The 24455-nt window shown below is 65.4% G+C and carries 18 protein-coding genes and 1 tRNA gene; 12 read left to right on the forward strand and 7 right to left on the reverse strand.

Annotated elements, in window-relative coordinates; translation table 11 throughout:
* Nucleotides 1–6: 6 nt before the first annotated feature.
* The 5 genes from nirB (at nucleotide 7) to EN846_RS21195 (ending at nucleotide 8455) form a co-directional block, all read left to right on the forward strand.
* Nucleotides 7–2457: a nitrite reductase large subunit NirB gene (gene nirB / locus EN846_RS21175; RefSeq protein ID WP_128346221.1), complete on the forward strand. Its 2451-nt coding sequence runs from the start codon at nucleotides 7–9 to the stop codon at nucleotides 2455–2457.
* A gap of 5 nt (nucleotides 2458–2462) precedes the next feature.
* Nucleotides 2463–2792 carry a nitrite reductase small subunit NirD gene (nirD, locus tag EN846_RS21180; RefSeq protein WP_127311774.1) on the forward strand — a complete coding sequence of 110 codons (330 nt, stop codon included), beginning with the start codon at nucleotides 2463–2465 and terminating at the stop codon, nucleotides 2790–2792.
* A gap of 4 nt (nucleotides 2793–2796) precedes the next feature.
* The gene (locus tag EN846_RS21185) at nucleotides 2797–5745 is read left to right on the forward strand and encodes a nitrate reductase (protein WP_127284162.1); all 2949 of its coding nucleotides are present in this window, start codon (nucleotides 2797–2799) and stop codon (nucleotides 5743–5745) included.
* Nucleotides 5746–5971: 226 nt separating this feature from the next.
* Nucleotides 5972–6478 carry a molybdopterin-dependent oxidoreductase gene (locus EN846_RS21190; RefSeq protein ID WP_187331412.1) on the forward strand — a complete coding sequence of 169 codons (507 nt, stop codon included), beginning with the start codon at nucleotides 5972–5974 and terminating at the stop codon, nucleotides 6476–6478.
* Between the two features lie 147 nt (nucleotides 6479–6625).
* Nucleotides 6626–8455: an EAL domain-containing protein gene (locus EN846_RS21195; RefSeq protein ID WP_187331413.1), complete on the forward strand. Its 1830-nt coding sequence runs from the start codon at nucleotides 6626–6628 to the stop codon at nucleotides 8453–8455.
* A 34-nt stretch (nucleotides 8456–8489) separates the two neighbouring features.
* Here EN846_RS21195 and EN846_RS21200 read toward each other — a convergent pair.
* A tRNA-Gln gene (locus tag EN846_RS21200) sits at nucleotides 8490–8563 on the reverse strand.
* A 149-nt stretch (nucleotides 8564–8712) separates the two neighbouring features.
* The gene (locus EN846_RS21205; protein WP_127284159.1) at nucleotides 8713–9645 is read right to left on the reverse strand and encodes a lysylphosphatidylglycerol synthase domain-containing protein; all 933 of its coding nucleotides are present in this window, start codon (nucleotides 9643–9645) and stop codon (nucleotides 8713–8715) included.
* 258 nt (nucleotides 9646–9903) lie between these two features.
* On the opposite strand from EN846_RS21205, the gene EN846_RS21210 reads away from it, so the two are divergent.
* Nucleotides 9904–11244, forward strand: a complete 1341-nt coding sequence (locus EN846_RS21210; RefSeq protein ID WP_135898971.1) for a Ppx/GppA phosphatase family protein — start codon at nucleotides 9904–9906, stop codon at nucleotides 11242–11244.
* Complete coding sequence (locus EN846_RS21215) at nucleotides 11244–11936, forward strand: RlmE family RNA methyltransferase (protein ID WP_127394103.1); 693 nt, start codon at nucleotides 11244–11246, stop codon at nucleotides 11934–11936. Before EN846_RS21210 ends, EN846_RS21215 begins: the two co-directional genes overlap by 1 nt.
* A 203-nt stretch (nucleotides 11937–12139) precedes the next feature.
* Here the strand turns inward: EN846_RS21215 and EN846_RS21220 are convergent, their stop codons facing one another.
* On the reverse strand, nucleotides 12140–13561 hold the full coding sequence (locus tag EN846_RS21220; protein ID WP_128346979.1) for an MFS transporter: 1422 nt from the start codon (nucleotides 13559–13561) through the stop codon (nucleotides 12140–12142).
* A 308-nt stretch (nucleotides 13562–13869) separates the two neighbouring features.
* Here EN846_RS21220 and guaB point away from each other — a divergent pair, with 308 nt between their 5' ends.
* The 3 genes from guaB to EN846_RS21235 are packed head-to-tail and all read left to right on the forward strand — an operon-like array spanning nucleotide 13870 to nucleotide 16407.
* Nucleotides 13870–15372: an IMP dehydrogenase gene (gene guaB, locus EN846_RS21225; protein ID WP_126054986.1), complete on the forward strand. Its 1503-nt coding sequence runs from the start codon at nucleotides 13870–13872 to the stop codon at nucleotides 15370–15372.
* Nucleotides 15323–15991 (forward strand): hypothetical protein, encoded by a 669-nt coding sequence (locus tag EN846_RS21230; RefSeq protein WP_127392651.1) that lies wholly within the window; start codon nucleotides 15323–15325, stop codon nucleotides 15989–15991. Before guaB ends, EN846_RS21230 begins: the two co-directional genes overlap by 50 nt.
* Nucleotides 15988–16407, forward strand: coding sequence for an MAPEG family protein (locus EN846_RS21235; protein ID WP_127392648.1), 420 nt, complete (start codon nucleotides 15988–15990; stop codon nucleotides 16405–16407). The genes EN846_RS21230 and EN846_RS21235 overlap by 4 nt, the downstream gene beginning before the upstream one ends.
* 16 nt (nucleotides 16408–16423) lie before the next feature.
* Here EN846_RS21235 and rnd read toward each other — a convergent pair whose 3' ends face one another.
* The 3 genes from rnd to EN846_RS21250 all read right to left on the reverse strand — a co-directional run bounded on the left by rnd (nucleotide 16424) and on the right by EN846_RS21250 (nucleotide 20232).
* On the reverse strand, nucleotides 16424–17575 hold the full coding sequence (gene rnd, locus EN846_RS21240; protein WP_127392647.1) for a ribonuclease D: 1152 nt from the start codon (nucleotides 17573–17575) through the stop codon (nucleotides 16424–16426).
* 73 nt (nucleotides 17576–17648) lie between these two features.
* Complete coding sequence (locus tag EN846_RS21245) at nucleotides 17649–18893, reverse strand: MFS transporter (protein ID WP_127311464.1); 1245 nt, start codon at nucleotides 18891–18893, stop codon at nucleotides 17649–17651.
* Nucleotides 18894–19005: 112 nt separating this feature from the next.
* On the reverse strand, nucleotides 19006–20232 hold the full coding sequence (locus tag EN846_RS21250) for an MFS transporter (RefSeq protein ID WP_127392645.1): 1227 nt from the start codon (nucleotides 20230–20232) through the stop codon (nucleotides 19006–19008).
* A gap of 119 nt (nucleotides 20233–20351) precedes the next feature.
* On the opposite strand from EN846_RS21250, the gene EN846_RS21255 reads away from it, so the two are divergent.
* Together EN846_RS21255 and aspS are read left to right on the forward strand one after the other, a co-directional pair.
* Complete coding sequence (locus EN846_RS21255; RefSeq protein WP_127392644.1) at nucleotides 20352–21110, forward strand: DeoR/GlpR family DNA-binding transcription regulator; 759 nt, start codon at nucleotides 20352–20354, stop codon at nucleotides 21108–21110.
* Nucleotides 21111–21234: 124 nt separating this feature from the next.
* A complete protein-coding gene (gene aspS, locus EN846_RS21260; protein ID WP_187331420.1) occupies nucleotides 21235–23022 on the forward strand; it encodes an aspartate--tRNA ligase in 1788 nt (595 codons plus the stop codon).
* A gap of 231 nt (nucleotides 23023–23253) precedes the next feature.
* Here aspS and EN846_RS21265 read toward each other — a convergent pair whose 3' ends face one another.
* Nucleotides 23254–24444, reverse strand: a complete 1191-nt coding sequence (locus EN846_RS21265) for a hypothetical protein (RefSeq protein WP_128346469.1) — start codon at nucleotides 24442–24444, stop codon at nucleotides 23254–23256.
* Between the last annotated feature and the right edge of the window lie 11 nt (nucleotides 24445–24455).

Raw genomic sequence — 24455 nt, forward strand, 5'->3', positions numbered from 1 at the left:
AGCAATATGACCGAGAAACTCGTCATCATCGGCAACGGCATGGCCCCCGGGCGCATGCTGGAGCATCTCCTGGATAAGGCGCCGGATCGCTACCAGGTCACCATCTTCAATGCCGAGCCGCGCGTGAACTACGACCGCATCATGCTGTCGCCGGTTCTGTCGGGCGAGAAGGCATACGAAGAGATCATCATTCACGGCGACGGCTGGTACATCAAGCACGGCATCACCCTCTACAAGGGCCACAAGATCGTCGCCATCGACCGCGCGGCCAAGACCGTCACCTCTGACCATGGCGTGACGGAACCCTACGACAAGCTGGTCATCGCCACCGGCTCGGTGCCGTTCATCATCCCGGTGCCCGGCAACAACTTGCCGGGCGTGCTGACCTATCGCGATCTCGACGACGTCCGCGCCATGATGCTTGCAGCCCAGTCGCGGGCCAAGGCCGTGGTCATCGGCGGCGGCCTGCTCGGGCTGGAGGCCGCGGCCGGCCTGCAGGCGCAAGGCATGGACGTCACCGTGCTGCATGTCATGCCGACGCTGATGGAGCGCCAGCTCGATCCCGCCGCCGGCTACCTCTTGCAGCGCGCCGTGGAGGAACGCGGCATCAAGGTCATCACCAAGGCCAACACGCAAGCCATCACCGGCAACGGCAAGGTCGAGCAGGTCGAGCTTGCCGACGGCACGATCATCCCGGCGACCCTGGTGGTGATGGCGGTCGGCATCCGGCCGAACGCGGCGCTGGCCAAGGAGGCGGGCGTCGCCGTCAATCGCGGCATCGTCGTCGATGCCGGCATGCGCAGCAACGACCCCGACATCTTCGCGCTCGGCGAATGCGCCGAGGTCAATGGCATGGTCTACGGCCTGGTGGCGCCGCTCTACGAGATGGCGCGCGTCGCCGCCAGCCAGCTTGCCGGCGACGAGGCTGCCGCCTTCGTCCATTCCGACACGCCGACCAAGCTCAAGGTCACCGGCATCGAACTGTTCTCGCTCGGCGACTTCGCCGATGGCGACGACCGCCAGGAGATCGTGCTGCGCGATGCTTCGGCCGGCGTCTACAAGCGCCTGGTGCTGAAGGACGACCGCATCATCGGCACCGTGCTCTATGGCGAAACGGCCGACGGCGCCTGGTTCAACGACCTCAAGAAGAAGCAGACCGATATTTCGGAGATGCGCGACACGCTTATCTTCGGCCAGTCATACCAGGGGGGTGCCCCCCTGGACCCTATGGCGGCCGTTGCAGCCTTGCCGGATGATGCGGAAATCTGCGGCTGCAACGGCGTCTGCAAGGGCAAGATCACCGGTGCGATCACCAGCAAGGGCCTGACCTCGCTCGATGATGTTCGGGCGCACACCAAGGCGTCCGCCTCCTGCGGCTCGTGCACCGGGCTGGTCGAGAAGCTGATGGTGCTGACCCTCGGCGACACCTACAACCCGGCAGCCGTGCAGCCGATGTGCTCCTGCACCACGCTCGGCCATGACGAGGTGCGCCGGCTGATCAAGGCCAAGGGGCTGAAGACCATTCCCGCCGTGATGCAGGAGCTGGAGTGGAAGACCTCCTGTGGCTGCGCCAAATGCCGGCCGGCGCTCAATTACTACCTCGTCTGCGATTGGCCGGATGAATATGCCGATGACTACCAGTCGCGTTTCATCAACGAGCGGGTGCACGCCAACATCCAGAAGGACGGCACCTATTCGGTGGTGCCGCGCATGTGGGGCGGGGTGACCAGCGCCTCCGAACTGCGCGCCATCGCCGACGTCGTCGACAAGTTCGAGATCCCGATGGTCAAGGTCACCGGTGGCCAGCGCATCGATATGCTGGGCATCCGCAAGGAGGACCTGCCGGCGGTGTGGGCCGATCTCGGCCAGGCCGGCTTCGTCTCCGGCCATGCCTATGCCAAGGGCCTGCGCACCGTGAAGACCTGCGTCGGCTCCGACTGGTGCCGCTTCGGCACGCAGGATTCGACCGGCTTGGGCATCCGCATCGAGAAATTCATGTGGGGCTCGTGGACCCCGGCCAAGGTCAAGATGGCGGTGTCGGGCTGTCCGCGAAACTGCGCCGAGGCGACCTGCAAGGATGTCGGCGTGATCTGCGTCGACAGTGGCTACGAGATCCATTTCGCCGGTGCGGCCGGCCTCGACATCAAGGGCACCGAGGTGCTCGGCCTGGTCAAGACCGAAGACGAGGCGCTGGAGCACATCGTGGCGCTGACGCAGATGTACCGCGAGCAGGCCCGCTATCTCGAGCGCATCTACAAATGGGCCAAGCGCGTCGGCATCGCCGAGATCAAGCGCCAGATCATGGACGACGGCGAGAAGCGCAGGGCCTATTACGACCGCTTCGTCTTCTCGCAGAAATTCGCCCAGGTCGATCCGTGGTCGGAACGCGCCTCCGGCAAGGACAAGCACGAATTCCGGCCGATGGCCTCGGTCGGGTTTGCCGAGGCGGCGGAGTGACAATCATGACCTGGATCGCTATCGGGACCATCGCCGACATCCCCCGTCGTGGCGCGCGCTGCGTTGCCACCCCGCATGGCAAGATCGCCGTCTTCCGCACCGCCGACGACGAGGTCTTCGCCATCGAGGATCATTGCCCGCACAAGGGCGGGCCGCTGAGCCAGGGCATCGTCCATGGCGCCGCGGTGACGTGCCCGCTGCACAATTGGGTGATTTCGCTCGAGACCGGCAAGGCGCTCGGCGCCGACGAGGGCGCGGTGCGCACCATCCCGGTCAAGCGGGAAGGCGAGCGTCTGTTCCTGGCGCTGGAAGCGCTGGCCAGCCGCGCGGCCTGACCCCATGGAGATCGACGAAGCGCGCGAGGTGAGGACCACCTGCCCCTATTGCGGGGTGGGCTGCGGCGTGCTGGCGAAGATCGCCGCGGACGGTGAAGTCACCGTCCGCGGCGATCCTGATCATCCGGCGAATTTCGGCCGGCTGTGCTCGAAGGGCTCGGCGCTGGCGGAGACCATCGACCTCGATGGCCGGCTGCTCCATCCCGAAATCGGCGGCCGCCGTGCCGGCTGGGACGAGGCGCTCGACCTCGTCGCCTCGACCTTCTCGCGCACCATCGCCGAGCATGGGCCGGACGCGGTCGCCTTCTATGTCTCCGGCCAACTGCTGACGGAGGACTATTACGTCGCCAACAAGCTGATGAAAGGGTTTGTCGGCTCGGCCAATATCGACACCAATTCGCGGCTCTGCATGGCCTCCTCGGTCGCCGGGCATCGCCGCGCCTTCGGCGCCGACACGGTGCCGGGTTGCTATGAGGATCTGGAGCTGGCCGATCTCATAGTGCTCGTCGGCTCCAATCTCGCCTGGTGCCATCCCGTGCTCTACCAGCGCATCGCCGCGGCCCGCGAGAAGCGGCCCGGGATGAAGATCGTCCTGGTCGATCCGCGCCGCACCATGACATCCGATATCGCCGACCTGCATCTGGCGATCGCGCCGGATGGCGACACCGCGCTGTTCTCCGGCCTGCTGGAACATCTGGCAAAGAACGAAGCGCTCGACCGCGACTACATCGCCGCGCATACGACAGGCTTCGAGGAGACGCTGACGGCCGCCGCATCGCTCGATCTCGCCGGCATTGCCGCCGCCACGGGTTTGAGCGAGGACGAGCTTTCGCGCTTCTACGCGCTATTCGCGGCGACCGAGAAGACAGTCACCGTCTACAGCCAGGGTGTCAACCAGTCTTCGCAAGGCAGCGACAAGGTCAATGCCATCATCAACTGCCATCTGGCGACCGGCCGCATCGGCAAGCCGGGGGCAGGGCCGTTCTCGGTGACCGGCCAGCCCAACGCCATGGGCGGCCGCGAGGTCGGCGGCCTGGCCAACATGCTGGCCGCGCATATGGAGATCGAGAACCCAGCGCATCGCGCCCGCGTGCGCCGCTTCTGGAACGCGCCGACCCTGGCTGAAAAGCCGGGCCTGAAGGCGGTCGACATGTTCAACGCGGTGGCCGATGGGCGCATCAAGGCGCTGTGGATCATGGCCACCAACCCGGTCGATTCGATGCCGGACGCCGATGCGGTGGAAGCCGCGATCAAGGCCTGCCCGTTTGTCGTGGTGTCCGACGTTCTGGCCGGCACCGACACCGTGCGCCACGCCCATGTGTCACTGCCCGCCACTGCCTGGGGCGAGAAGGACGGCACCGTCACCAATTCCGAACGCCGCATCTCGCGCCAGCGGCCGTTTCTGGCGGCGCCCGGCGAGGCGAGGCCGGACTGGTGGATCGTTGCCGAGGTGGCGAAGCGGATGGGATTTGCCGAGGCGTTTTCCCATGCCGCGCCGGGCGAGATCTTCGCCGAGCACGCCGCGCTGTCGGGTTATGAAAATGATGGCGCGCGGGATTTTGATATCGGCGCTTATGCCGGGATCAATGCTGAGGGCTATGAGGATTTGGCGCCATTCCAATGGCCAGCACCGGCCTTATCCTCTCCCTTGAGGGGAGGGTCGGAGAGCGCGTTGAGCGGAGCGAGACAAGCGAGCCGGAGAGGGGTCGGAGGTGAAGTCTCAGTCTCTGCCAACGAGGCCGAGACTGTCGCAGGCGACCCCCTCTGGCCTGCCGGCCATCTCCCCCTCAAGGAGGGAGATCAGCCCGCACCTCGACCTTCGCCAATTTCCAAAGTCGGAGAGTGGGCGCAGTCCGCAGTGCCGCTAGTCTCCCCCCTTGAGGGGGAGATGGCCGGCAGGCCAGAGGGGGTCGGTACGACCGGGCGCCAGCCCATTCGCTTCTTCGCCAACGGCAACTTCTACACGCCCGACCGCAAGGCCCGCTTCATCCCGATCCGCGTCTCAACCGACACCCGCACCACGCCCGACTACCCGCTGATCCTCAACACCGGCCGCATCCGCGACCACTGGCACACGATGACGCGCACCGGCAAAAGCCCGCGCCTGTCCCAGCACATCGCCGAGCCCTTCGTCGAAATCCATCCGGCCGATGCACAGCACCATGGCATCGGCGACGCCGACATCGTGCGCATATCCAGCCCGCGCGGCGCCGTCCTGGTGCGCGCGTTGATCACGACCCGCCAGCGCCGCGGCAGCGTCTTCGCGCCGATGCACTGGACCGACCAGTTCGCGGCCAGAGGGCGCCTCGACGCGCTGACCGCGCCGCTCACCGACCCGATCTCCGGCCAGCCGGCGCTGAAGCATGTCGCGGTGCGCATCGAGAAATTCGCCGCGGCGGCCTTTGGTTTCGCCGTGATGCGGGATCGCCCCGAGACGATCGCCGCCGACTATTGGGCCGTGGCGCGCTGCAAGGGCGGCTGGCGGGTGGAGCTTGCCGTCGCCGACGAGAACATCGACTGGGCCGGCTTTGCCCAGTCGCTGTTCGGCGCATCGCCTGATGTTGAGATGCTTGCCTATCACGACCGCGACGCCGGCCAGCATCGCATCGCCGCCTTCGCCGGCGAACGCCTTGCCGGCGCACTGTTCGTCGCGCCGGGACCGGTCGCCGTATCGCGCGGCTGGGCCGCCGAGCAGCTCGATGCAACCCATGCCGGCCAGCGCCAGCGCTTCCGCATCGTCGCCGGTCGTGCCGGCGCCGATCGGCCCGATATCGGGGCCATCGTCTGCTCCTGCCTCGGCATCGGCGCCAACCAGATCGCGGCGGCGGTGGGGGCCGGCTGCGGAACCGTCGAGGCCATCGGCGAGGCGACCAGGGCCGGCACCAACTGCGGCTCCTGTCGCGCCGAAATCCGCGCCATCATCGCAGCCGGCAGGGTGCAGGCGGCGGAGTAGCGTGCAAGGTTGCTTGCCCGCCGACCGGTCTCGAAAAGCTTTCGATATGTGATGGTTAGCCCGTATCGATGACCAGCAACGACGGGCATCTGAAACCAAAAGCTAACTGAAAAATAAACAATCGATGGAAGGATGGCAGCTCCGCCGACAGTATCGGCGAGCCGGCAACGGTTGGTACTGGCCATGGAAATGGAAGGACTGCGTTGTGTCGATCCTCAAGAGGCGTTTGTCTGCACTTCATCGGGCCCTGATCATTCTGTTCGTTTCGGCAATCGGCGTGCTGCCGGCATTCGCCATCGAGCCCGCCAAATATCCGGAACCGCCCGACACCGTCGCATTCAAGGTCGAGAAGAACGGCGAGTCGATCCCGGTCACGCTGCGCCAGTTGGAAAAGCTCGGCCTCTACAGCGTTTCCACGCCAAGTCCCTTCGAAAAGGGGCAACTGGCGTTTCAGGGTGTGCTGTTTAGGGATGTGGTCAAGCTGGTCGGACTGGAGGGTGAATCGTCGGTCGTCCTGCGGGCGGCGGACGACTATGTGCAGGTAATCCCGAAGGAGGACTGGACGGACGGTCCGCTGCTTCTTGCCACGCGCCAGGACGGCGAGCTGCTGACCCGGCGCACGCAGGGTCCGACGCGGCTGATCTATCCTCTCGACGACTATCCGGCCTTCGATACGCCAGTTCGCAAACCGCGATGGATCTGGTTGATCAAGACGATCGCGCCGGGCAATTGAACCCCTTCGTGACTTTCGGCCATGTGGTCTAGAAGCAAAGCCTGGCGGGTTCCCATAACCTACGTCGCCGCTGCGGCGTCGGCGGCCGTCTGCTCGGCGATCTTGATCGCGGTGCTCTTCACGAGCGTCAGCAAGGTGGAGAGCGCGATGCCGCGTTTCGGCTTCTTCGCCATCCGCGAGTTCCACATTGCCATACGCGACGTGACGCATCTGCGGGATATGGTTTCGCTTGCGCAACTGGCCGACGGTTCGCCGGAAAGCCTGGAACAGCTGTCGGCCGCAAACGATCTGGTCTACATCCGCTTCGAGCGGATCGACGGCGGCGACACAATCAGCGAAATCCCCGCCTACGCGGGTATAGTGCCGCAGGTCAAGGATGCGGTGAAGCGGATCGATGTCATCATCCAGGCAGGTCTGCCTCTGGATGAAAAGGGCCTCAGGCAACTGGGAATTGAGCTCGACCAGATCGTCGCGCGGATGAACGACGAGTACTACAAATATGGCGAGGAGGTTAACGTCGATCTTTATGCCGCGGAGACGAACCTGAACAGGTTCAACTACCAGATCGCCTTTGCCTTGACGGTGTTGTCGGCGCTGGCGATCGGAACCGCCGTGCTTCTCATCGGCCGTCGGGAAACCATCAGCAAGCTCGAATTTCTCGCCTGGCGGGACGCGACGACCGAGTTGAAGAACCGGGCCTGGATGTCGGCCAACAGGGACGGGCTGCTGGAGCGGGCAAGGCTGTCCGGCCAGCAGCTCCGGCTGTTCCTGATCGACCTCGACCACTTCAAGAGCGTCAATGACACGTTCGGTCATCACATCGGCGACATGCTCTTGAAGACCGTTGCCGAAACCCTGCAGTCGGTCGAGCGGCCGGACGAAGTGGCCGCCGTCCGCCTGGGCGGAGACGAGTTCGCCATCATGGCGATCGGGCCTTCGGACGATCTGGGACACCGGCTGCGCGAGCAATTGAACCGGTTTGCCGATCTGGACGGGCATCAGGTGCGCATCGGCGCCAGCATCGGCATGGCCTCCTTCCCGGATCATGGCGCGGACATCTCCACACTGTTGCGCAATGCCGACAGCGCGCTTTATGCCGCGAAAGCAGAAGGGCGGTCCGGCTTTGTGACCTTCTCGCCCGCGATCCTCAGCCAGATCGACCTGCAGCTCGGCGAGGAGGCAGCGATCAAGCAAGCGCTCGACGACGATGAGTTGTTCCTGGTCTGGCAGCCGCAGTTCGAACTGGCGAGCGGGCGCATGATCGGCGCCGAAGCCCTGGTCCGCTGGCGCGACCGCGTTTCGGGAACGGTCCGTTTGCCGGACTCGTTCATTCCGACCGCCGAGCGCAGCGATCTGATCCTGGAAATCGACAAGGTCGTGCTGAGCAAGGCCTGCGCGCAGGCCGTTCGGTGGGTGCCGGTTTCGGCCGGCGATTTCATCTGCGCCGTCAATGTTTCGGGCAAAACCCTGCAGGCCGACGCATTCTTCGTGCACCTCGTCGAAGTGCTGCAGCAAACGCGGTTGCCGCCGGCGCGCCTGCAACTGGAAATAACCGAAGGGGTCTTCATCCAAAGCAAGGATGCGCTGAACACGCTGGCGAAAATTCGCAAACTCGGGGTCAGCCTGGCGCTCGACGATTTCGGATCGGGATATTCGAGCTTCGGCTATCTTGCCGATCTCGACCTCAATCAGCTGAAGATCGATCGATCCTTCCTCAACGATCTGGAATCGTCCAGGAAGAAGCAGGACGTTGTCGGCGGCATCATCGCGCTCGCCAACTCGCTCGGCATGACGGTCATGGCCGAAGGCGTGGAAACCGAAGGACAGCTGGCCTTCCTGATCGCCGAACAATGCCACGGCGCCCAGGGGTTTTTCATGTCGGAACCAATCGACGAGAAATTGCTGACAAATCACCTGATTGCGCGGCGGGGCAGCCTCAAGGCCAGGGCCGGATCAAAGCTGAACCTCTCAGCCTGATCATCTGGCGGCATCCGTCGTCAGGAAATGAGCTTGGCTGGGGAACCTGGATTCGAACCAGGACTAACGGAGTCAGAGTCCGTGGGTCTACCGTTAACCTATTCCCCAGCAGGCGCGGTCGGTGATGGACCGTGCGAAGCGGGCGGCTATGCGCCGCGAGCGCTGCCTTGTAGCCGCCGCCGGAAAATAGTCAACCCCGCGCCGCGTTTCAATCGCAGCTTTTGATCGCTCGGCCACATCGCGACGAAAATGGCGGCTCAGCTCTCGCTGCGGCCAAGCTGCGAATGCTCGAAGAACAGCACCACGCAAAGCGCGATCAGCAGCGGGATGATCAGGTAGAACAGCCGGAACACCAGCAGCGCCGCCAGCACCCCGACCGGGTCCATGTGCGAGAGGCCGGCGAGGAAGACCACCTCGAAGACGCCGAGCCCGCCCGGCGCATGCGAGATCTGGGCCACCGAGAATGACACCAGGAAGACGCCGAGGATGACGAAATAGCCGGGATTGCCCGCCGCCGGCAGGGCAAAGAAGATGATCGCCGCCGCCGCCAGCAGTTCGACCGGGCCGATCAGCAATTGCCGCGCCACGATGGGCAGCGCCGGATAGTGCAGCTGGAAGCCACCGATCTTGAGCGGCCGCAGATGCAGCCAGCTGCCGAAGACATAGGCGCCGACGAGGATCAACATGGCAAGTCCGGCGGCGATCGCCATTCCGTGATGCGGCGTGCCGGAGAAACGATCGATGACCTCGGGTTCAAGCACCAGCACGAGGCCGCCGACGAATATGCTGGACAGCACGAAGGTGAACCAGCAGATCGCCACCAGAATGCCGATATCCTGCCCGGTCAGCCCCCTTGTGCCATAGGCGCGGTAGCGGATGACGGCCCCGGAAAACACCGAGCCGCCGATATTGTGCGACAGCGCATAGGTGGTGAAGGAGCACAGCGTGACGAACAGCCACGACACCTTTTTGCCGAGGTGGAGCAGCGCGATGTGGTCGTAGCCGGCGAGCGAGGCATAGGCGATCACCGAGCTCAGCGCCGCCAGGATCCAGCCGCGCGCCGGGATGGCGATAATGCCGGCCCAGACGTCGTCGATCGAGATGCCGCGCAATTCGTGCCAGAGCAAAAGCAGCGAGGCGACAACCGCCGCAATGCCGATGACCGGCCAGATGTAACGCCTCCAGTTCATGGCGTGGTCGTCATGCGTTGCAGCTCATAGTCCAGGCTGTAGCCCGCTTCCCGTTTCCTGTCCGCCTCATTTGAGACATGCCTGATCGAAGCCGGCTATTCAACTGGCAAGACATCGCACCGCTGGCGCCGGTTTCCAAAAATCGCCTTTGCGCTCTTGGTGATCCGACGTGGCGCTGCTAGTCTGGCCGCAACTTGAAACAATGAAAGCGCCTGCAGCGTCCGTTCCCCGGTTCGCGCGGTGCCGGAAGGAACGACAGTGGAAGACCACGACACCGGCGCCCGTGCGCCGGAAGTGGGTGTGTCCAGGGCTTCGCCGCTCGATTCGGCGAGCTCATCCGCGGGGCGGCATCATGACCGCCATGCGGGGCCGGGCGGCAGGCATGCCCCGGGCGACGCCCAGCAGCAGAAAGGCAAGACCCGCAAGCGCCGCAAACGCCGGCGCGGCCGCAAGGTTTTCGCCCGCGACGACAATCAGGTCGCCACAGCGGGGCAACCGGCGCCCGGCGCCAGTGCGCCAGCCGCGCAGCCGGCACCAGCCCCGCCTCCACCTGCCGTGCAGGGCAGGCCGATGCAAAGTGGGCCGCGTCCGCCGCAGCACGAACTGCCTGTCTTCGCCGCGCTCGATCTCGGCACCAACAATTGCCGGCTGCTGGTCGCGGTGCCGACGCGCCACGGCCAGTTCCGCGTCATCGATGCCTTCTCGCGCATCGTCAGGCTGGGCGAGGGGCTGACCGCCACCGGCCGGCTCGGCCAGGCGGCGATGGACCGCGCCGTCGAGGCGCTGAAGGTGTGCGGCGAGAAGTTGCGCAACCGCAAGATCAGGAAGGCGAGGCTGATCGCCACGGAAGCCTGCCGCGCCGCCGAAAACGGTGTCGAGTTCCTCGAGCGCGTCGAGCGCGAGGCGGGGCTCAAGCTGGAGATCATCGACCGCCAGACCGAGGCCAGGCTGGCGGTATCGGGCTGCGGCTCGCTGGTCGAGCGCGACACCCAGGGCGTGGTGCTGTTCGACATAGGCGGCGGCTCGTCGGAGATCGCCCTGATCGACCTCACCGGCCACCGCTCGCCGCGGCTGGCCAACCACATCGTCTCCTGGACATCGCTTCCCGTCGGCGTCGTTTCGCTGGCCGAACGTTTCGGCGGCTGCACGGTGACCCGCCAGACCTTCACCGCCATGGTCGAGGATGTGGCGGCGCGGCTGAAGTCCTTCGACGGGCGCGATCGGCTGGCACATGTGCTCGCCAGTCCGAAATTCCACCTGCTCGGCACGTCCGGCACCGTGACGACGCTCGCCGGCGTCCATCTCGACCTCGAACGCTACGACCGCCGCCGGGTCGACGGCCTGTGGATGGACCGCCAAAGCGTCGACCGCATGGTCGAGAAGCTGGTCGGCTGGGATTTCCAGCAGCGCGTCGCCAACCCTTGCATCGGCGCCGACCGCGCCGACCTCGTGCTCGCCGGCTGCGCCATCCTGGAGGCGATCCGCGGCGTGTGGCCGTCGGAGAGGCTGCGCGTCGCCGATCGCGGCCTGCGCGAGGGCATATTGAGCGAGCTGATGGCCGACGATGGCGTCTGGCGCAACGAGGGGCGCGGTCGCTGATGGCGAAGAAACCGGAAAAGCCGGGCGGCGGCATTCGCGTGCTCAAGACCCGCATCAAGAAGAAGAGCGGCCTGAAGGAATCCTCGCGCCGCTGGCTCGAGCGCCACATGAACGATCCCTATGTGCAGCGCTCCAAAGCGGACGGATACAGATCCCGCGCGGCCTACAAGCTGATCGAGATCGACGACAAGCATCATCTCCTGAAGCCCGGCATGAAGGTGATCGACCTCGGCGCCGCGCCCGGCGGCTGGTGCCAGGTGGCGGCCGCGCGCACGAAGTCGACGGCGAAGAACCCGCACGTCGTCGGCATCGACTATCTGGAAATGGACGCCGTACCGGGCGCCCCGGTTCTCTTGATGGATTTCCTCGACCCCGAGGCGCCGCAGAAGCTGTCGGAGGCGCTTGGCGGCCAGCCGGACGTGGTGCTTTCCGACATGGCGGCGCCCACCACCGGCCACCGCCGCACCGATCATCTGCGCACCATGCATCTGTGCGAGGTGGCCGCCGATTTCGCGCTCTCGGTGCTGAAGCCCGGCGGGCACTTTCTCGCCAAAACGTTCCAGGGCGGCGCAGAGAACGAGCTGCTGTCGCTGCTGAAACAGAACTTCCGCTCGGTCCACCACGTCAAGCCGCCGGCCTCCCGCGACGAGTCGGTGGAGCTCTATCTGCTGGCGAAGGATTTTAAAGGCTAGCACCTTTCCCTTCTCCCCCTGTGGGAGAAGGTGCATCGGCGCGCAGCGCCGAGGCGGATGAGGGGTACTGGAAGAAACGAGGCGTTTGAAAATCGAGCAATTTTAGGCGCTTAGTTCTTCAGCGCGGCGATCCTTCCAGCACCCCTCATTCGACCTCGCTTCGCGAGGCCACGTTCTCCCGCAGGCGGAGAAGGAGAGGCGCCTTACTCCCCCGGCGACCTTGCCGGCTCCAGCGTCTTCGGCGTCGAAAGCCGGCCATGTCCGGACACCGCGTTGCCGGCATCGGGCGCCAGCCGCATGAACGACAGCGATGCAACCGCCGACACTGCCGCGACGATGAAGAAGGCGGTGTGGAAGTCGGCCAGCGTCAGCGGCCCGCCATGGATCGAGGTCGACACTTCGAGGATGCCGCCGGCCAGCGCCACGCCGAGCGCGATCGACAGCTGCTGGAACACCGCCGTGATCGGCGTCGCCTTGCTGGTATCTTCGGCCGACACCTCGGCATAGGAGAGCGCGTTGACGCCGGTGAAGAACATCGAGCGGATGAAGCCGCCGACCAGCAATATGGCAAGCATCAGCACATAGGGCGTTTCGGGGGTGAACAGGCCGTAGATGGCGATCGACCCGGCCGCGACCAGCGAGCCCGAGATCAGCACCCGGCGGAACCCGGCGAGCCGGAAGATCAGCGCGGTAACGAATTTCATGCCGATGGCGCCGATCGCCGAGACGAAGGTAATCATGCCCGACTGGAACGGCGTCAGCCCGAAGCCGATCTGGAACATCAGCGGCAAGAGGAACGGTACCGCGCCGATGCCGATGCGAAACAGCGAGCCGCCGAGCACGGACGAGCGGAACACCTGGTTTCGGAACAGCTCGAGCGCCAGCAATGGATTCTGCGCCCGGCGCGCATGCAGCAGATAGAGAATGCCAGAAACCAGCCCGACGGCCACGGTGATGAAACCGATCGCCGGCGGCAGATAGGGCAGGCTGACCACGGACAGGCCGAACACGACGCCGGAAGCCGCGAGCCCGCTCAGCACAAATCCCGGAAAATCCAGCGGCGGTGTCTCGGCGGCATCCGTCTCCGGCAGGAAACGGGTGGCGAGCCAGATGCCGATGAGCCCGATCGGCACGTTGATCAGGAAGATCCAGTGCCAGGTGAAATAGGTGGTGATGAAGCCGCCGATCGGCGGACCGACCAGCGGTCCGACCAGGGCCGGCACGGTCAGCCACGACATCGCCGCGACCAGCTCGCTCTTCGGCGTGGCGCGTACCAGCACCAGGCGCCCGACCGGCGTCATCATGGCGCCGCCGATTCCCTGCAGGAAGCGCGAGACGACAAAAGCGGGCAGCGAATTGGATATTGCGCAAGCGACGGAGCCGAGGATGAAGACGGCGATCGCGGCGCGAAAGACGTTCTTGGCGCCGAAGCGGTCGGCCATCCAGCCGCTGATCGGAATGAAGATCGCCAGCGACACCAGATAGGCCGTCAGCGCCAGCTTGAGTGCGATCGGGCTGGTGTGGATGTCCACCGCGATCGCCGGCAGCGACGTCGCGATCACGGTCGAATCCATGTTCTCCATGAAAAGTGCGACCGCCAGGATGAGCGGAATGATGCGGCTCAAGGGAACGCGTCCAGGCTTCGAATCTTGTCGCCGACCGGGGGCAAGCCGACACGCAAGGGCGGTTATCACGCCTTGCCCCGGATGTCGCATTAAATTGCTGTCACGTTTGTGCGGCCGCAACCCTTGGTGGCCCGCAAATGGCTGAGCGCAACACTTTGCGATCGACGCAACGAGCGGCTTTTCATCGGCCGCGGGACGTGTTACCAGCCAGCGCCAATCCTGAAAGGGAAGAAACGAGTCGGCGCTGTCCATAACGGTCCAGCGCTTTTTTGTATTCCCCAGGCTTTTTCGTGTTCGAAGGACTGGCCATGGCAAAAATCATCGAAACGTCCACCGGCGCGCTGGCGCTGACCTTTGACGACGTGCTGCTGCAGCCCGGTCATTCCGAGGTCATGCCCGGCGAGACCGACATCCGCACCCGCATTGCCGGCGACATCGACCTCAACGTGCCGATCCTGTCGGCCGCCATGGACACCGTCACCGAGGCCCGGCTCGCCATCGCCATGGCCCAGGCCGGCGGCATCGGCGTCATCCACCGCAATTTCTCGCCGGCCGAGCAGGCCGAGCAGGTCCGCCAGGTGAAGAAGTTCGAATCCGGCATGGTGGTGAACCCCGTCACCATCGGTCCGGACGCCACGCTCGCCGATGCGCTGGCGCTGATGCGCACCTACTCGATTTCGGGCATTCCGGTGGTCGAGAACGGTGGCACCGGCGGCCACACGGTCGGCCGGCTGGTCGGCATCCTGACCAACCGCGACGTGCGTTTCGCCTCCGACCCCTCGCAGAAGGTCTATGAGTTGATGACCCGCGAGAACCTGATCACGGTCAAGGAGAACGTCGACCAGGACGAGGCCAAGCGGCTCTTGCACAAGCACCGCATCGAGAAGCTGGTCGTCGTCGACAGGAAGGGCAATTGCGTCGGCCTCATCACCGTCAAGGACATCGAGAAGTCGCAGCTCAACCCGCACGCCACCAAGGATGCGCAGGGACGGCTACGCGCCGCCGCCGCCACCAGCGTCGGCGATGACGGCTTCGAGCGTGCCGAACGCCTCATCGATGCCGGTGTCGATCTCCTCGTCATCGACACCGCGCACGGCCACTCGCAGCGCGTGCTGGACGCGGTGACCCGGGCGAAGAAGCTCTCCAATTCGGTGCGCATCCTGGCCGGCAACGTCGCCACTGCGGAAGGCACGCAGGCGCTGATCGACGCCGGCGCCGACGCCGTCAAGGTCGGCATTGGTCCGGGCTCGATCTGCACCACCCGAATCGTCGCCGGCGTCGGCGTGCCGCAGCTTTCGGCGATCATGTCGGCGGTCGAGACGGCGCACAAAAAGGGCGTGACGGTGATTGCCGACGGCGGCATCAAATATTCCGGCGATCTCGCCAAGGCGCTCGCCGCCGGCGCCGGCGCCGCCATGATCGGCTCGCTGCTGGCCGGCACCGACGAGAGCCCGGGCGAGGTCTATCTGCACCAGGGCCGCTCGTTCAAGGCCTATCGCGGCATGGGCTCGGTCGGCGCCATGGCGCGCGGCTCGGCCGATCGGTACTTCCAGGCCGAGGTCCGCGATACGCTGAAACTGGTCCCGGAAGGCATCGAAGGGCAGGTTCCCTACAAAGGACCTGTGGCTGGCGTGCTGCACCAGCTTGCAGGCGGCCTGAAAGCCGCTATGGGTTATGTCGGTGGCCGCGATCTTGCCGATTTCCGGGAACGCGCCACCTTTGTGCGCATATCCAACGCCGGACTTCGTGAAAGCCACGCCCATGACGTCACGATCACCCGCGAAAGCCCGAACTATCCGGGCGGAATTTGATCAGGCCGCCGAGCCTGATCAACGGGATCGTTACACGCTTTGGCGCAACCTGACGGCGACGGCGCTTCGGCTGTCGCGGCACACCGCGGCACTCGCGTTCGTCACGCTGGCGGTCTTCGTCGCCATGACCCTGCTGGAATTCTTCTATTTCCGCCGCCTGAGCGGCGGACTGCCGTCGCTCGACATGCGCCTTGCCGGCTTCACGCCGGATGAGGGCATGGCCTGGCTCACCGCGCTTGGCCGGCGCGGCGGCGAGATCATCCTCGTCTGGCACTATCTGACCTTCGACCTCCTGTTCCCGGCGCTCCTGTCGCTGACCCTGGTCAGCCTCCTTCTGGCCACCGGACGCCGGCTGGCCAAGTTCCGGGCGATGGCCGCACCGGCCCAGTCGCTGTTGGCGTTCGTGCTCGTGCTGCCCTACACGCTTGCCGACTACGCGCAGAATCTCGCCGTGGCGCGGCTGCTATCGGATTTCCAGTCGGCCAATCCCGATTCGCTCGCCTTCGCCTCTGCCCTGACCGTCACCAAATTCGCGCTGCTGGCGATCCCGGTGGTTGTCATTGCGGTCTTCTACCTCGCGGATCAGCGGCGGGCCGGGCAGGGCGGCGAGCGGCCGTGAGCCAGACCGCGATCTTCTGGCCGATGCTGGCGCATGTGCTGCTGGTCTATATCGTCTATCTCGTGATGGCCCGGCGCCGGTATTTCGCCGTCAAGTCGGGCGAGGCAAAGGTCGGCCAGTACAAGGTCCGCGCCACCGAGCCGGCCTCCTGCGTCACCGTCGCCAACAATCTGATCAACCAGTTCGAGTTACCGGTGCTGTTTCACGTGCTGTGCCTGGCGCTGTTCGTGACCAACGGCGTCAACTATCTGACGCTTGCGCTGGCGTGGATCTTCATCCTGTCGCGCTACGTCCACGCCTGGGTGCATCTCAGCAGCAACAACCTGCGCCACCGCAGCCGCGTCTTCTTCTTCGGCGCCGCGGTGCTGCTGCTGGCCTGGGCGTTGTTCGCGTTGCACCTCGCCGGCGTGGGCTGAACGCTTCCGGCTGGCGCTACAGGTCGAACACGGCGATCTTGCGCTTGTCGAACTTGATGCCGATCTCGCCGCGCACCAGCTTCAGCGCCTGTTCGCCGAACACTGCGCGCCGCCAGCCCTGAAGAGCCGGCACGTCGGCATCCTGGCCCTCGGCCGCGATGCGGTCGATATCGTCGCTGGAGGCGAGCACCTTCGAGGCGACGCCTTCCTTTTCGGCGACGATGCGCAACAGCACCTTGAGCAGCTCCGCCGCGGCACTCGAACCTTCGGGCGGCTGGAACGTCTTCGGCAGCTTCGGCATCGCCTCCTTGGGCAGGGCAAGCGCGGTGGTGACGGCGCCCAGCAGCGCCGTTGCGGTCGCCGAGCGCTCCCAGCCTTTCGGCGTCGTGCGCAGCCGGCCGAGCGCGGTGGAATCGCGCGGCGCCTGCTGCGCGATCTCATAGATGGCATCGTCCTTCAGCACCCGGCCGCGCGGCACGTCGCGCTCGCGCGCCTCGCGCTCGCGCCAGGCGGCGACCGCCTGCACGATCGCCAGCTCCTGCGGCTTGCGCAGCCGCATCTTCAGCCGCTTCCAGGCGTCCTCCGGGTGCGGATCGTAGGTCTGGCGCGAGGTCAGCACCTCCATTTCCTCGTTGAGCCAGTGGGCGCGGTTCTCGCGCTTGAGCTCGGCGCTGAGCTTCTTGTAGACGTCGATCAGATGGGTGACGTCGGCGAGCGCATAGTCGAGCTGCTTGTCGGAAAGCGGCCGGTGGCGCCAGTCGGTGAAACGCGAGGATTTGTCGAGCCGGGCACCGGTGATGCGCTGCACCAGCTGGTCGTAGGAGACGCTGTCGCCGAAGCCGCAGACCATCGCCGCCACCTGGGTGTCGAACACCGGGTGCGGCATGAGATCGCCGAGATGGACGATGATTTCGATGTCCTGGCGCGCCGCGTGGAAGACTTTGACCACGGCTTCGTTGGCCATCAGCCGGAAGAACGGTTTCAGGTCGATGTCTGGCGACAGCGGGTCGATCAGCGCGGTCTGGCCGGGCGCGGCCATCTGGATCAGGCACAGGATCGGCCAGAAGGTCGTCTCGCGGATGAACTCGGTATCGACGGTGACGAATTCCGACTTTTCGAACGCGGCGATGGCGCTCTCGAGCTCAGCTTGGGTGGTGATGACGTGCATCAAATCGCTTTTAAGAACAAATTAGGTCCCTTTCAATTTCAGCCGCGGGCGCTTTCGTCAAGCCGCCGCAAGGTCATGGCTCGCTCGATCCATCGGAATCGCCGCTGCGCCGCGCCAGCCGCGCGAACACCGTCGATGTGCGCAAGAGCGCGGTGAAAGGGCTGCGTCTGTCGGCCGGCACGCCGGAGCGCACCTGCATGCGGTAAAGAATGACGAGAATCAGCACCGCGTAGACCATGGCACTGAACACAAACAGGGCGCCCGGTCCGAAATATTGCATCGCCGCCGAGGCCGCGAACGGGCCGCCGATGGCGCCGAACGAATAGAACAGCATCAGGGCCGCGTTGATCAGCACGAACTCGCCTTTGTCGGCGCGGTCGTTGGCATGCGCTGCGGACAGCGAAAAGAGCGGCATGGCGAAGCTGCCGAAGATGAAGACGATGACGAAGTTGAGGAACGGGTCGGCGCCCGCCAGGAACACCAGTGCCAGTGCTGCGAGCATCGCGCAGCAGGTGGTCGCCAGCAGCACCGAGCGCCGGTCCCGGCGGTCGGAGAGATAGCCGAGCGGATACTGGATCAGGGCGCCGCCGAAGATGCCGACGCTGACGAAGGTCACGACATCGGCGACCGACATGCCGATCTGCTCGGCATAGACGGGCGAGAGCGTGCGGAAGGCGCTGTTGGTGACGCCGACGGCGATGCAGCCGATCGAGCCGAGCGGCGAGATGCGCCAGACGCGCGGCAGGTCGAGCTTGACGTCTTCCGGCGGCGTCGGGTTGGAGCGGTCGCCGAGTGAGACCGGCACCAGCGACAGCGTGATCATCATCGACATGATGGCGAAGATGGCAAAGCCGCCGGCGCCGAAGATCGGTATCAGGAACTGCGCGCTGGTGACCGAGCCGATGTCGACCATGCGGTAGATGGCAAGCACGCGTGCGCGGTCCTTGTTGGTGACGCCGGAGTTCAGCCAGGCTTCCATTACGGTGAACAGGCCGGCGAAGCAGAAACCGCCGGCAAAGCGCACCGCGCACCACATGACAGGATCGATGACCAGCACCAGGAGCAGTGTACCGGCCGAAGCGGTGGCGGCGAGCGCCGAGAAGGTCCTGACATGGCCGACCGCCTTCAGGATGCGGGTGACTGCCAGGCAGCCGAGCAGGAAGCCGGCGAAGTAGAAGGTGCCCATCAGGCCGATGACGGGGGCGGAAAAGCCTTCCTGCGCGCCGCGCAGCGCGATCAGCGTGCCCTGCAGCCCGTTGCCGCCAAGCAGGATGCCGGCGGCGATGAGGAGGGGGATCAGCGGGCGTATCGAGGACATAGGGGAAGGCAATCACATGTTGGTGATCCTTCTTGGACCAACACCACCACCAATGCCAGCGGCAATTATGGGGCCAATGGCGCTTGCTTAGGGGCCGTATTGGGAGCGGCGCTCAGGCCTTGCCCGCCGGCGCCAATGCTCTCGCCCGCGCCGGATCGGCAGCTTCGTTCGCCGGCGCGGCGGACTTGGCCGGCCGGCGTCCGAGCGAACCCGCGGTCAGCAGGCTGAGCACGATGAACGGGATGCCGATGCCGAAGGCCGAGCGGATGCCCCAATGGTCGGAGACGAAGCCGAGCAGCGGCGGGCCGAGCAGAAAGGCGACGAAGGAGATCTGCGACAGCGCCGCGACATTGATTGCCGCGGAGCGGTCCGTGCGCTGAGCGGCGGCTGAGATCGCCAGCGGGAAGATGGCGCTGGTGCCGATGCCCAGAAGCGCAAAGCCCAGCAATGAGAAAAACGGTGCCGGCGACAGGAAGACCAAAAGCACGCCCGCCGCCATTGTCGCCAGCAGCACGCGCGCCACGCCGCTCGGCGAGTGGCGATCGACGAAACTGTCGGCGAAGAAGCGGGTGGTCGCTTGCGAGAACGCGAACAGCGCCACGGTGAAGCCGGCGACGAAGGGGCCGGTGTCGAACACGGTGCGCATGTAGATCGCCGACCAGTCGATGCTGGCGCCTTCCAGCAGCATCGCCGACAGCGTCACGGCGACCAGGACCAGGATCGGCAGTGTCGGCCGCGCGAACATGGGCGCGGCATCGCCGCTGCCGGCGTGGCGGGCGGGCGCCGGCTCGTAGCCGCCGAGAAAGAGCATCATCGACAGGGCCACCATCGGCACGACGAGGGCGAGGTGGAGTTGCGGCGACAGTCCGAGATGCGCGAGCGCTCCTCCGAACAGCCCGGCGCCGAAGAAGCCGATGCTCCAGAACGAGTGCGCCCGGTTCATGATCCGGCGTCCGAGCAGGAACTCGGTCCTGTCTGCCTCGACATTGAGGACGATCTCGACGCTGCCGATCATCAAGCCGACCGGAAGCAGCATCAGGAACAGCGCAAGCGGCCCCGGCGCGTGCACGGCGAGCGCGTAGGCGGTCGCAATGAGCGGCACGAGGCCGAGCAGCGCGCGGCGGAAGCCGACCCGCTCCAGCAATGGCGCCGCCAGCGTCAGCGCGATCAAGGTGCCGATCGGCGTCCCGATCAGGCTGAGCCCGAGCGTGCCGTCCTCGATGTCCATGGCGCGCTTGATGTCGGGAAGCCGCGGAAAGATGTTGCCCATGGCGAAGGAATAGATCGCGAACCCGGCATAGACGCGGTGTTGAGGGGCAAGGCTGAGACCAAAACGCATCGCGGTGTTTTCCTTGAAGGGAGCAGACGGCTGGGTTTGCCAGCGGTCCGACAAGAGTCACTTCTTGCATAAACGTGCAAAACATGCAAGAACGTGTATAGCGAAATCAGGGTCATGCAATGCTGACGGATCAACGGCACCAGATCATCCGCGACCGTCTCGCGGTCGAGGGCAGGGTGCTGGCCGGGGAGCTGGCGAGCCACTTCGGCGTTTCCGAGGACACGGTCCGGCGCGACCTCAGGGAGCTGGCGAAGGCGGGCGAGTGTCGCCGCGTCTACGGCGGCGCCGTCGCATCGGCACCTTTGGCCGCGGCAACAGTCGGCCAGCGCAGCGGCCATGCGGTCGAGGAGAAGATGCGGCTGGCGAGCGCGGCGGTGAGGCTGCTTTCCGCCGGGCAGAGCCTGTTCATCGATGGTGGCAGCACCAATGCGGCGATCGCCAGGGCCATTCCGCGCGAGCTCGACCTGACCGTCGCCACCAATTCGCTCGGCGTTGCCTCGGCGCTGTCCGATCACCCGCAGGTCGAGTTGATCGTGCTCGGCGGCAGGTTCGTCCGCGAGCTCGGAACCTGCGTCGGCGCCGACACGCTGGCCGCCATCGCGCAGCTTGGCGCCGATCTGTGTTTCCTGGGCTCCTGCGGCCTCGACGCCGCGCGTGGCGTGACGGCTTTCGATTCGGCGGAGGCCGAGGTGAAGCGGGCCATGGCCAGGAACAGCACCGGCATCGTGGTCGCCGTCACCAACGACAAGCTGGCCACCGCCGCGCCCTACCGCGTCGCCAGGGCCGAAGCGATCCGCCACCTTGTGGTGGAAAAGTCGGCGCCCGCCGCGATCCTTGCCGATTTCGAACGCCAGGGCGCCGAAATCCACTTTGCTTGAGAGGCTGAGGCGGCGCTTCTGTGTGACCGCTTGCCTTGACAAAACCGGCCTCCCATGCGCTTTTCGCGCCAATTTTCGAGCCGGGCCGTCGGTCCGCAATCAGCATCCGGACTTCACCATGACAATGCATCGTTACCGCAGCCATACCTGTGCCCAATTGAGAAAGAGCGACGTCGGCACTTCCGTCCGCCTGTCGGGCTGGGTGCATCGCGTGCGCGACCATGGCGGCCTGCTGTTCATCGACCTGCGCGACCATTACGGCCTCACCCAGATCGTCGCCGATCCGGATTCGCCGGCCTTCAAGATTGCCGAGACGGTGCGTGGCGAGTGGGTGATCCGCGTCGATGGCGAGGTCAAGGCTCGCCTGCCGGAGACGACGAACGCCAATCTGCCGACCGGCGAGATCGAGATTTTCGCGCGCGAGATCGAGGTGCTGTCGGCGGCCAAGGAACTGCCGCTGCCGGTGTTCGGCGAGCCTGACTATCCCGAGGACATCCGCCTGAAGTACCGCTTCCTCGACCTGCGTCGCGAGACGCTGCACAGGAACATCGTGGCGCGGACGAAGATCATCGCCGAGATGCGCAAGCGCATGGGCGAGGTCGGCTTCACTGAATTCTCGACGCCGATCCTGACCGCCTCGTCGCCCGAAGGCGCGCGCGACTTCCTGGTGCCGTCGCGCATCCATCCCGGCAGCTTCTACGCGCTGCCGCAGGCGCCGCAGCAGTACAAGCAGCTGATCATGGTCTCCGGCTTCGATCGCTATTTCCAGATCGCGCCCTGCTTCCGCGACGAGGACCCGCGCGCCGACCGTCTGCCCGGCGAATTCTACCAGCTCGACCTCGAAATGAGCTTCGTCGAGCAGGACGACGTGCTGTCGACGATGGAGCCGGTGCTTCGTGATGTGTTCGAGACTTTCGCCGCCGGCAAGCCGGTGACGCAGAAATTCCGCCGCATCCCCTATGACGAGGCGATGCGCACCTACGGCTCGGACAAGCCGGACCTGCGCAACCCGATCGAGATGCAGGCGGTGTCGGACCATTTCCGCGACTCCGGCTTCAAGGTGTTCGCCAACATCCTGGCCAACGATCCGAAGGCCGAAGTCTGGGCCATTCCCGCCAAGACCGGCGGCAGCCGCGCCTTCTGCGACCGCATGAATTCCTGGGCGCAGGGCGAGGGCCAGCCGGGCCTCGGCTACATCTTCTGGCGCAAGGAGGGCGACAAGCTCGAAGGCGCCGGTCCGATCGCCAAGAACATTGGCGAGGAGCGCACCGAAGCGGTGCGCCAGCAGCTTGGCCTCGCCGATGGCGACGCCGCCTTCTTCGTCGCCGGCGACCCGAAGAAGTTCGTCTCCTTTGCCGGTGCCGCGCGCACCCGCGCAGGCGAGGAACTGAACCTCGTCGACCGCGACCGTTTCGAGCTCTGCTGGATCGTCGACTTCCCGTTCTTCGAGTGGAACGAAGAAGAAAAGAAGATCGACTTCGCCCACAACCCGTTCTCAATGCCGCAGGGCGGTATCGAGGCGCTGGGCGGCGAGGATCTGCTCGGCATCAAGGCGTTCCAGTACGACATGGTCTGCAACGGCTTCGAGATCGCCTCCGGCGGCATCCGCAATCACCTGCCGGAGACCATGGTCAAGGCGTTCGAAACGGTCGGGCTCGACCGCGCCACCGTCGAGGAGCGCTTCGGCGGCCTCTACCGCGCCTTCCAGTATGGCGCGCCGCCGCATGGCGGCATGGCGGCCGGCATCGACCGCATCGTCATGCTGCTGGTCGGCGCCAAGAACCTGCGCGAGGTCACCATGTTCCCGATGAACCAGCAGGCCTACGACTTGCTGATGAACGCGCCTTCGGAAGCCACCCCGCAGCAGCTGCGCGAACTGTCGCTGCGCGTGGCAGTGGCCAAGAAGGACTGACGGTAGCGTTGCAGCTGCTCTTTCTCCCCGTCTCTATACGGGGAGAAATGTCCGGCAGGACAATGAGGGGCAGCGCGGACGTCGGCGATTTGCGAGTGGTCGCAGCAGCTGAAGCCTTCCGACAGGCAATCGGGTCCGAATTGGATTCCATATTTGCCGGCGTCGGCGCTGCCCCTCATCCGCCTGCCGGCACCTTCTCCCCGTAGAACGGGGAGAAGGCAGCTAGTCCGATCAGTCCTCGTTGGCCTTGACCTTGACGCCGAGCGTCTTCGGCAGGTCGAGCGGGTTCGACATCGCACCAGCCATGATCAGCGCGAACGGCACAGCGGCCGGCGGCTCGGCCGAAATCTCCAGGCTCTTCGGGTCGTCGAGATATTTGCCGACCGCCGTCGTCACCTCGGCCGTCAGCTCCGGATTGTTGAGCTGCGCCATGCCGAACGGCACGATCGCCTTGGCCTGGTTAGCGATGTCCTTGCCCGACATGCCCTGCTGCTTGCCGACATATTCCAGCACCTTGTTGGTCAACGAATCGTCGTCGAAGCGGATCGAGGCGCTGTTGAACGAAAGCTGCTGCAGCAGGCCGAGCATGGCCATGCCTTGCGCCGAATTGTCTGCGCCCTCGGGCTGCGCGGCCATCTTCTTCTGCATCTCCTGCAGCGACTTGATGAAGTCGAGCGTATAGCCGCCGAGGCCGAAGGTCATGCCGAGCTTGCCGGCATTGTCGACAGCGATGTCGTATTTCGACAGTTCCATCTTGCCGTCCGCCGGCTGCCAGGTGCCGGCGATGTCGATATTGCCCGAAATGTTCTGGTAGCCGAGCGCTTCGATGGCTTCCTTGGACTTGGGGTCGTCGACCAGGGTCAGGTCGGCATTGAACTTTTCCGTCGTGCCGGAAAAGTTCATCGCCTTGCCATCCTCCGGCGGGGTGATCTCGATCGCCAGGCCGTCCATCGAGAAGGCGGTCTTGTCGGCAACCTTGACCGTCAGGTTGGAGAGCTCGGCCGACTTGTACATCATCAGCGAGCCGAGCGGGCCGGTGGCGCCCTCGGCCGGAACCGTCATGTCATGGATGACGAACGGGCTGAGCGACAGCGTGACGCCGTCCTTGCTGTGCTCGAGGGCCGCGGTCGAGACGGTCTCGATGTCGTAGCCGCCAGCGGCTTCGCTGACGCCTTCGAGCTTGACGTCGCCGATGGTCAGGGGCTCCTTTTCGCCCGCCGGCTTCACGGCCACGCCCTGCAGCACCATGTTGGACTCATCGCCGCTCACCCCGGTCCAGGAGATGTCGACGCCCTGGGCGGCAAGCGCCGCCTTGAGGCGATCGGCGACGGCGGTGTCCTGCGCGAAGGCGGCATTGAGCGGCAGCGTCAGCAGGAAGGTCGAGAAGGCCAGTTTCTTGAGAGTTGAGCGTTGGATTGTCATGGCGAAGTCCC

Origin of the sequence: Mesorhizobium sp. M4B.F.Ca.ET.203.01.1.1, from assembly GCF_004791025.1 — a bacterium.
GTDB classification, from domain to species: Bacteria; Pseudomonadota; Alphaproteobacteria; order Rhizobiales; family Rhizobiaceae; genus Mesorhizobium; species Mesorhizobium abyssinicae.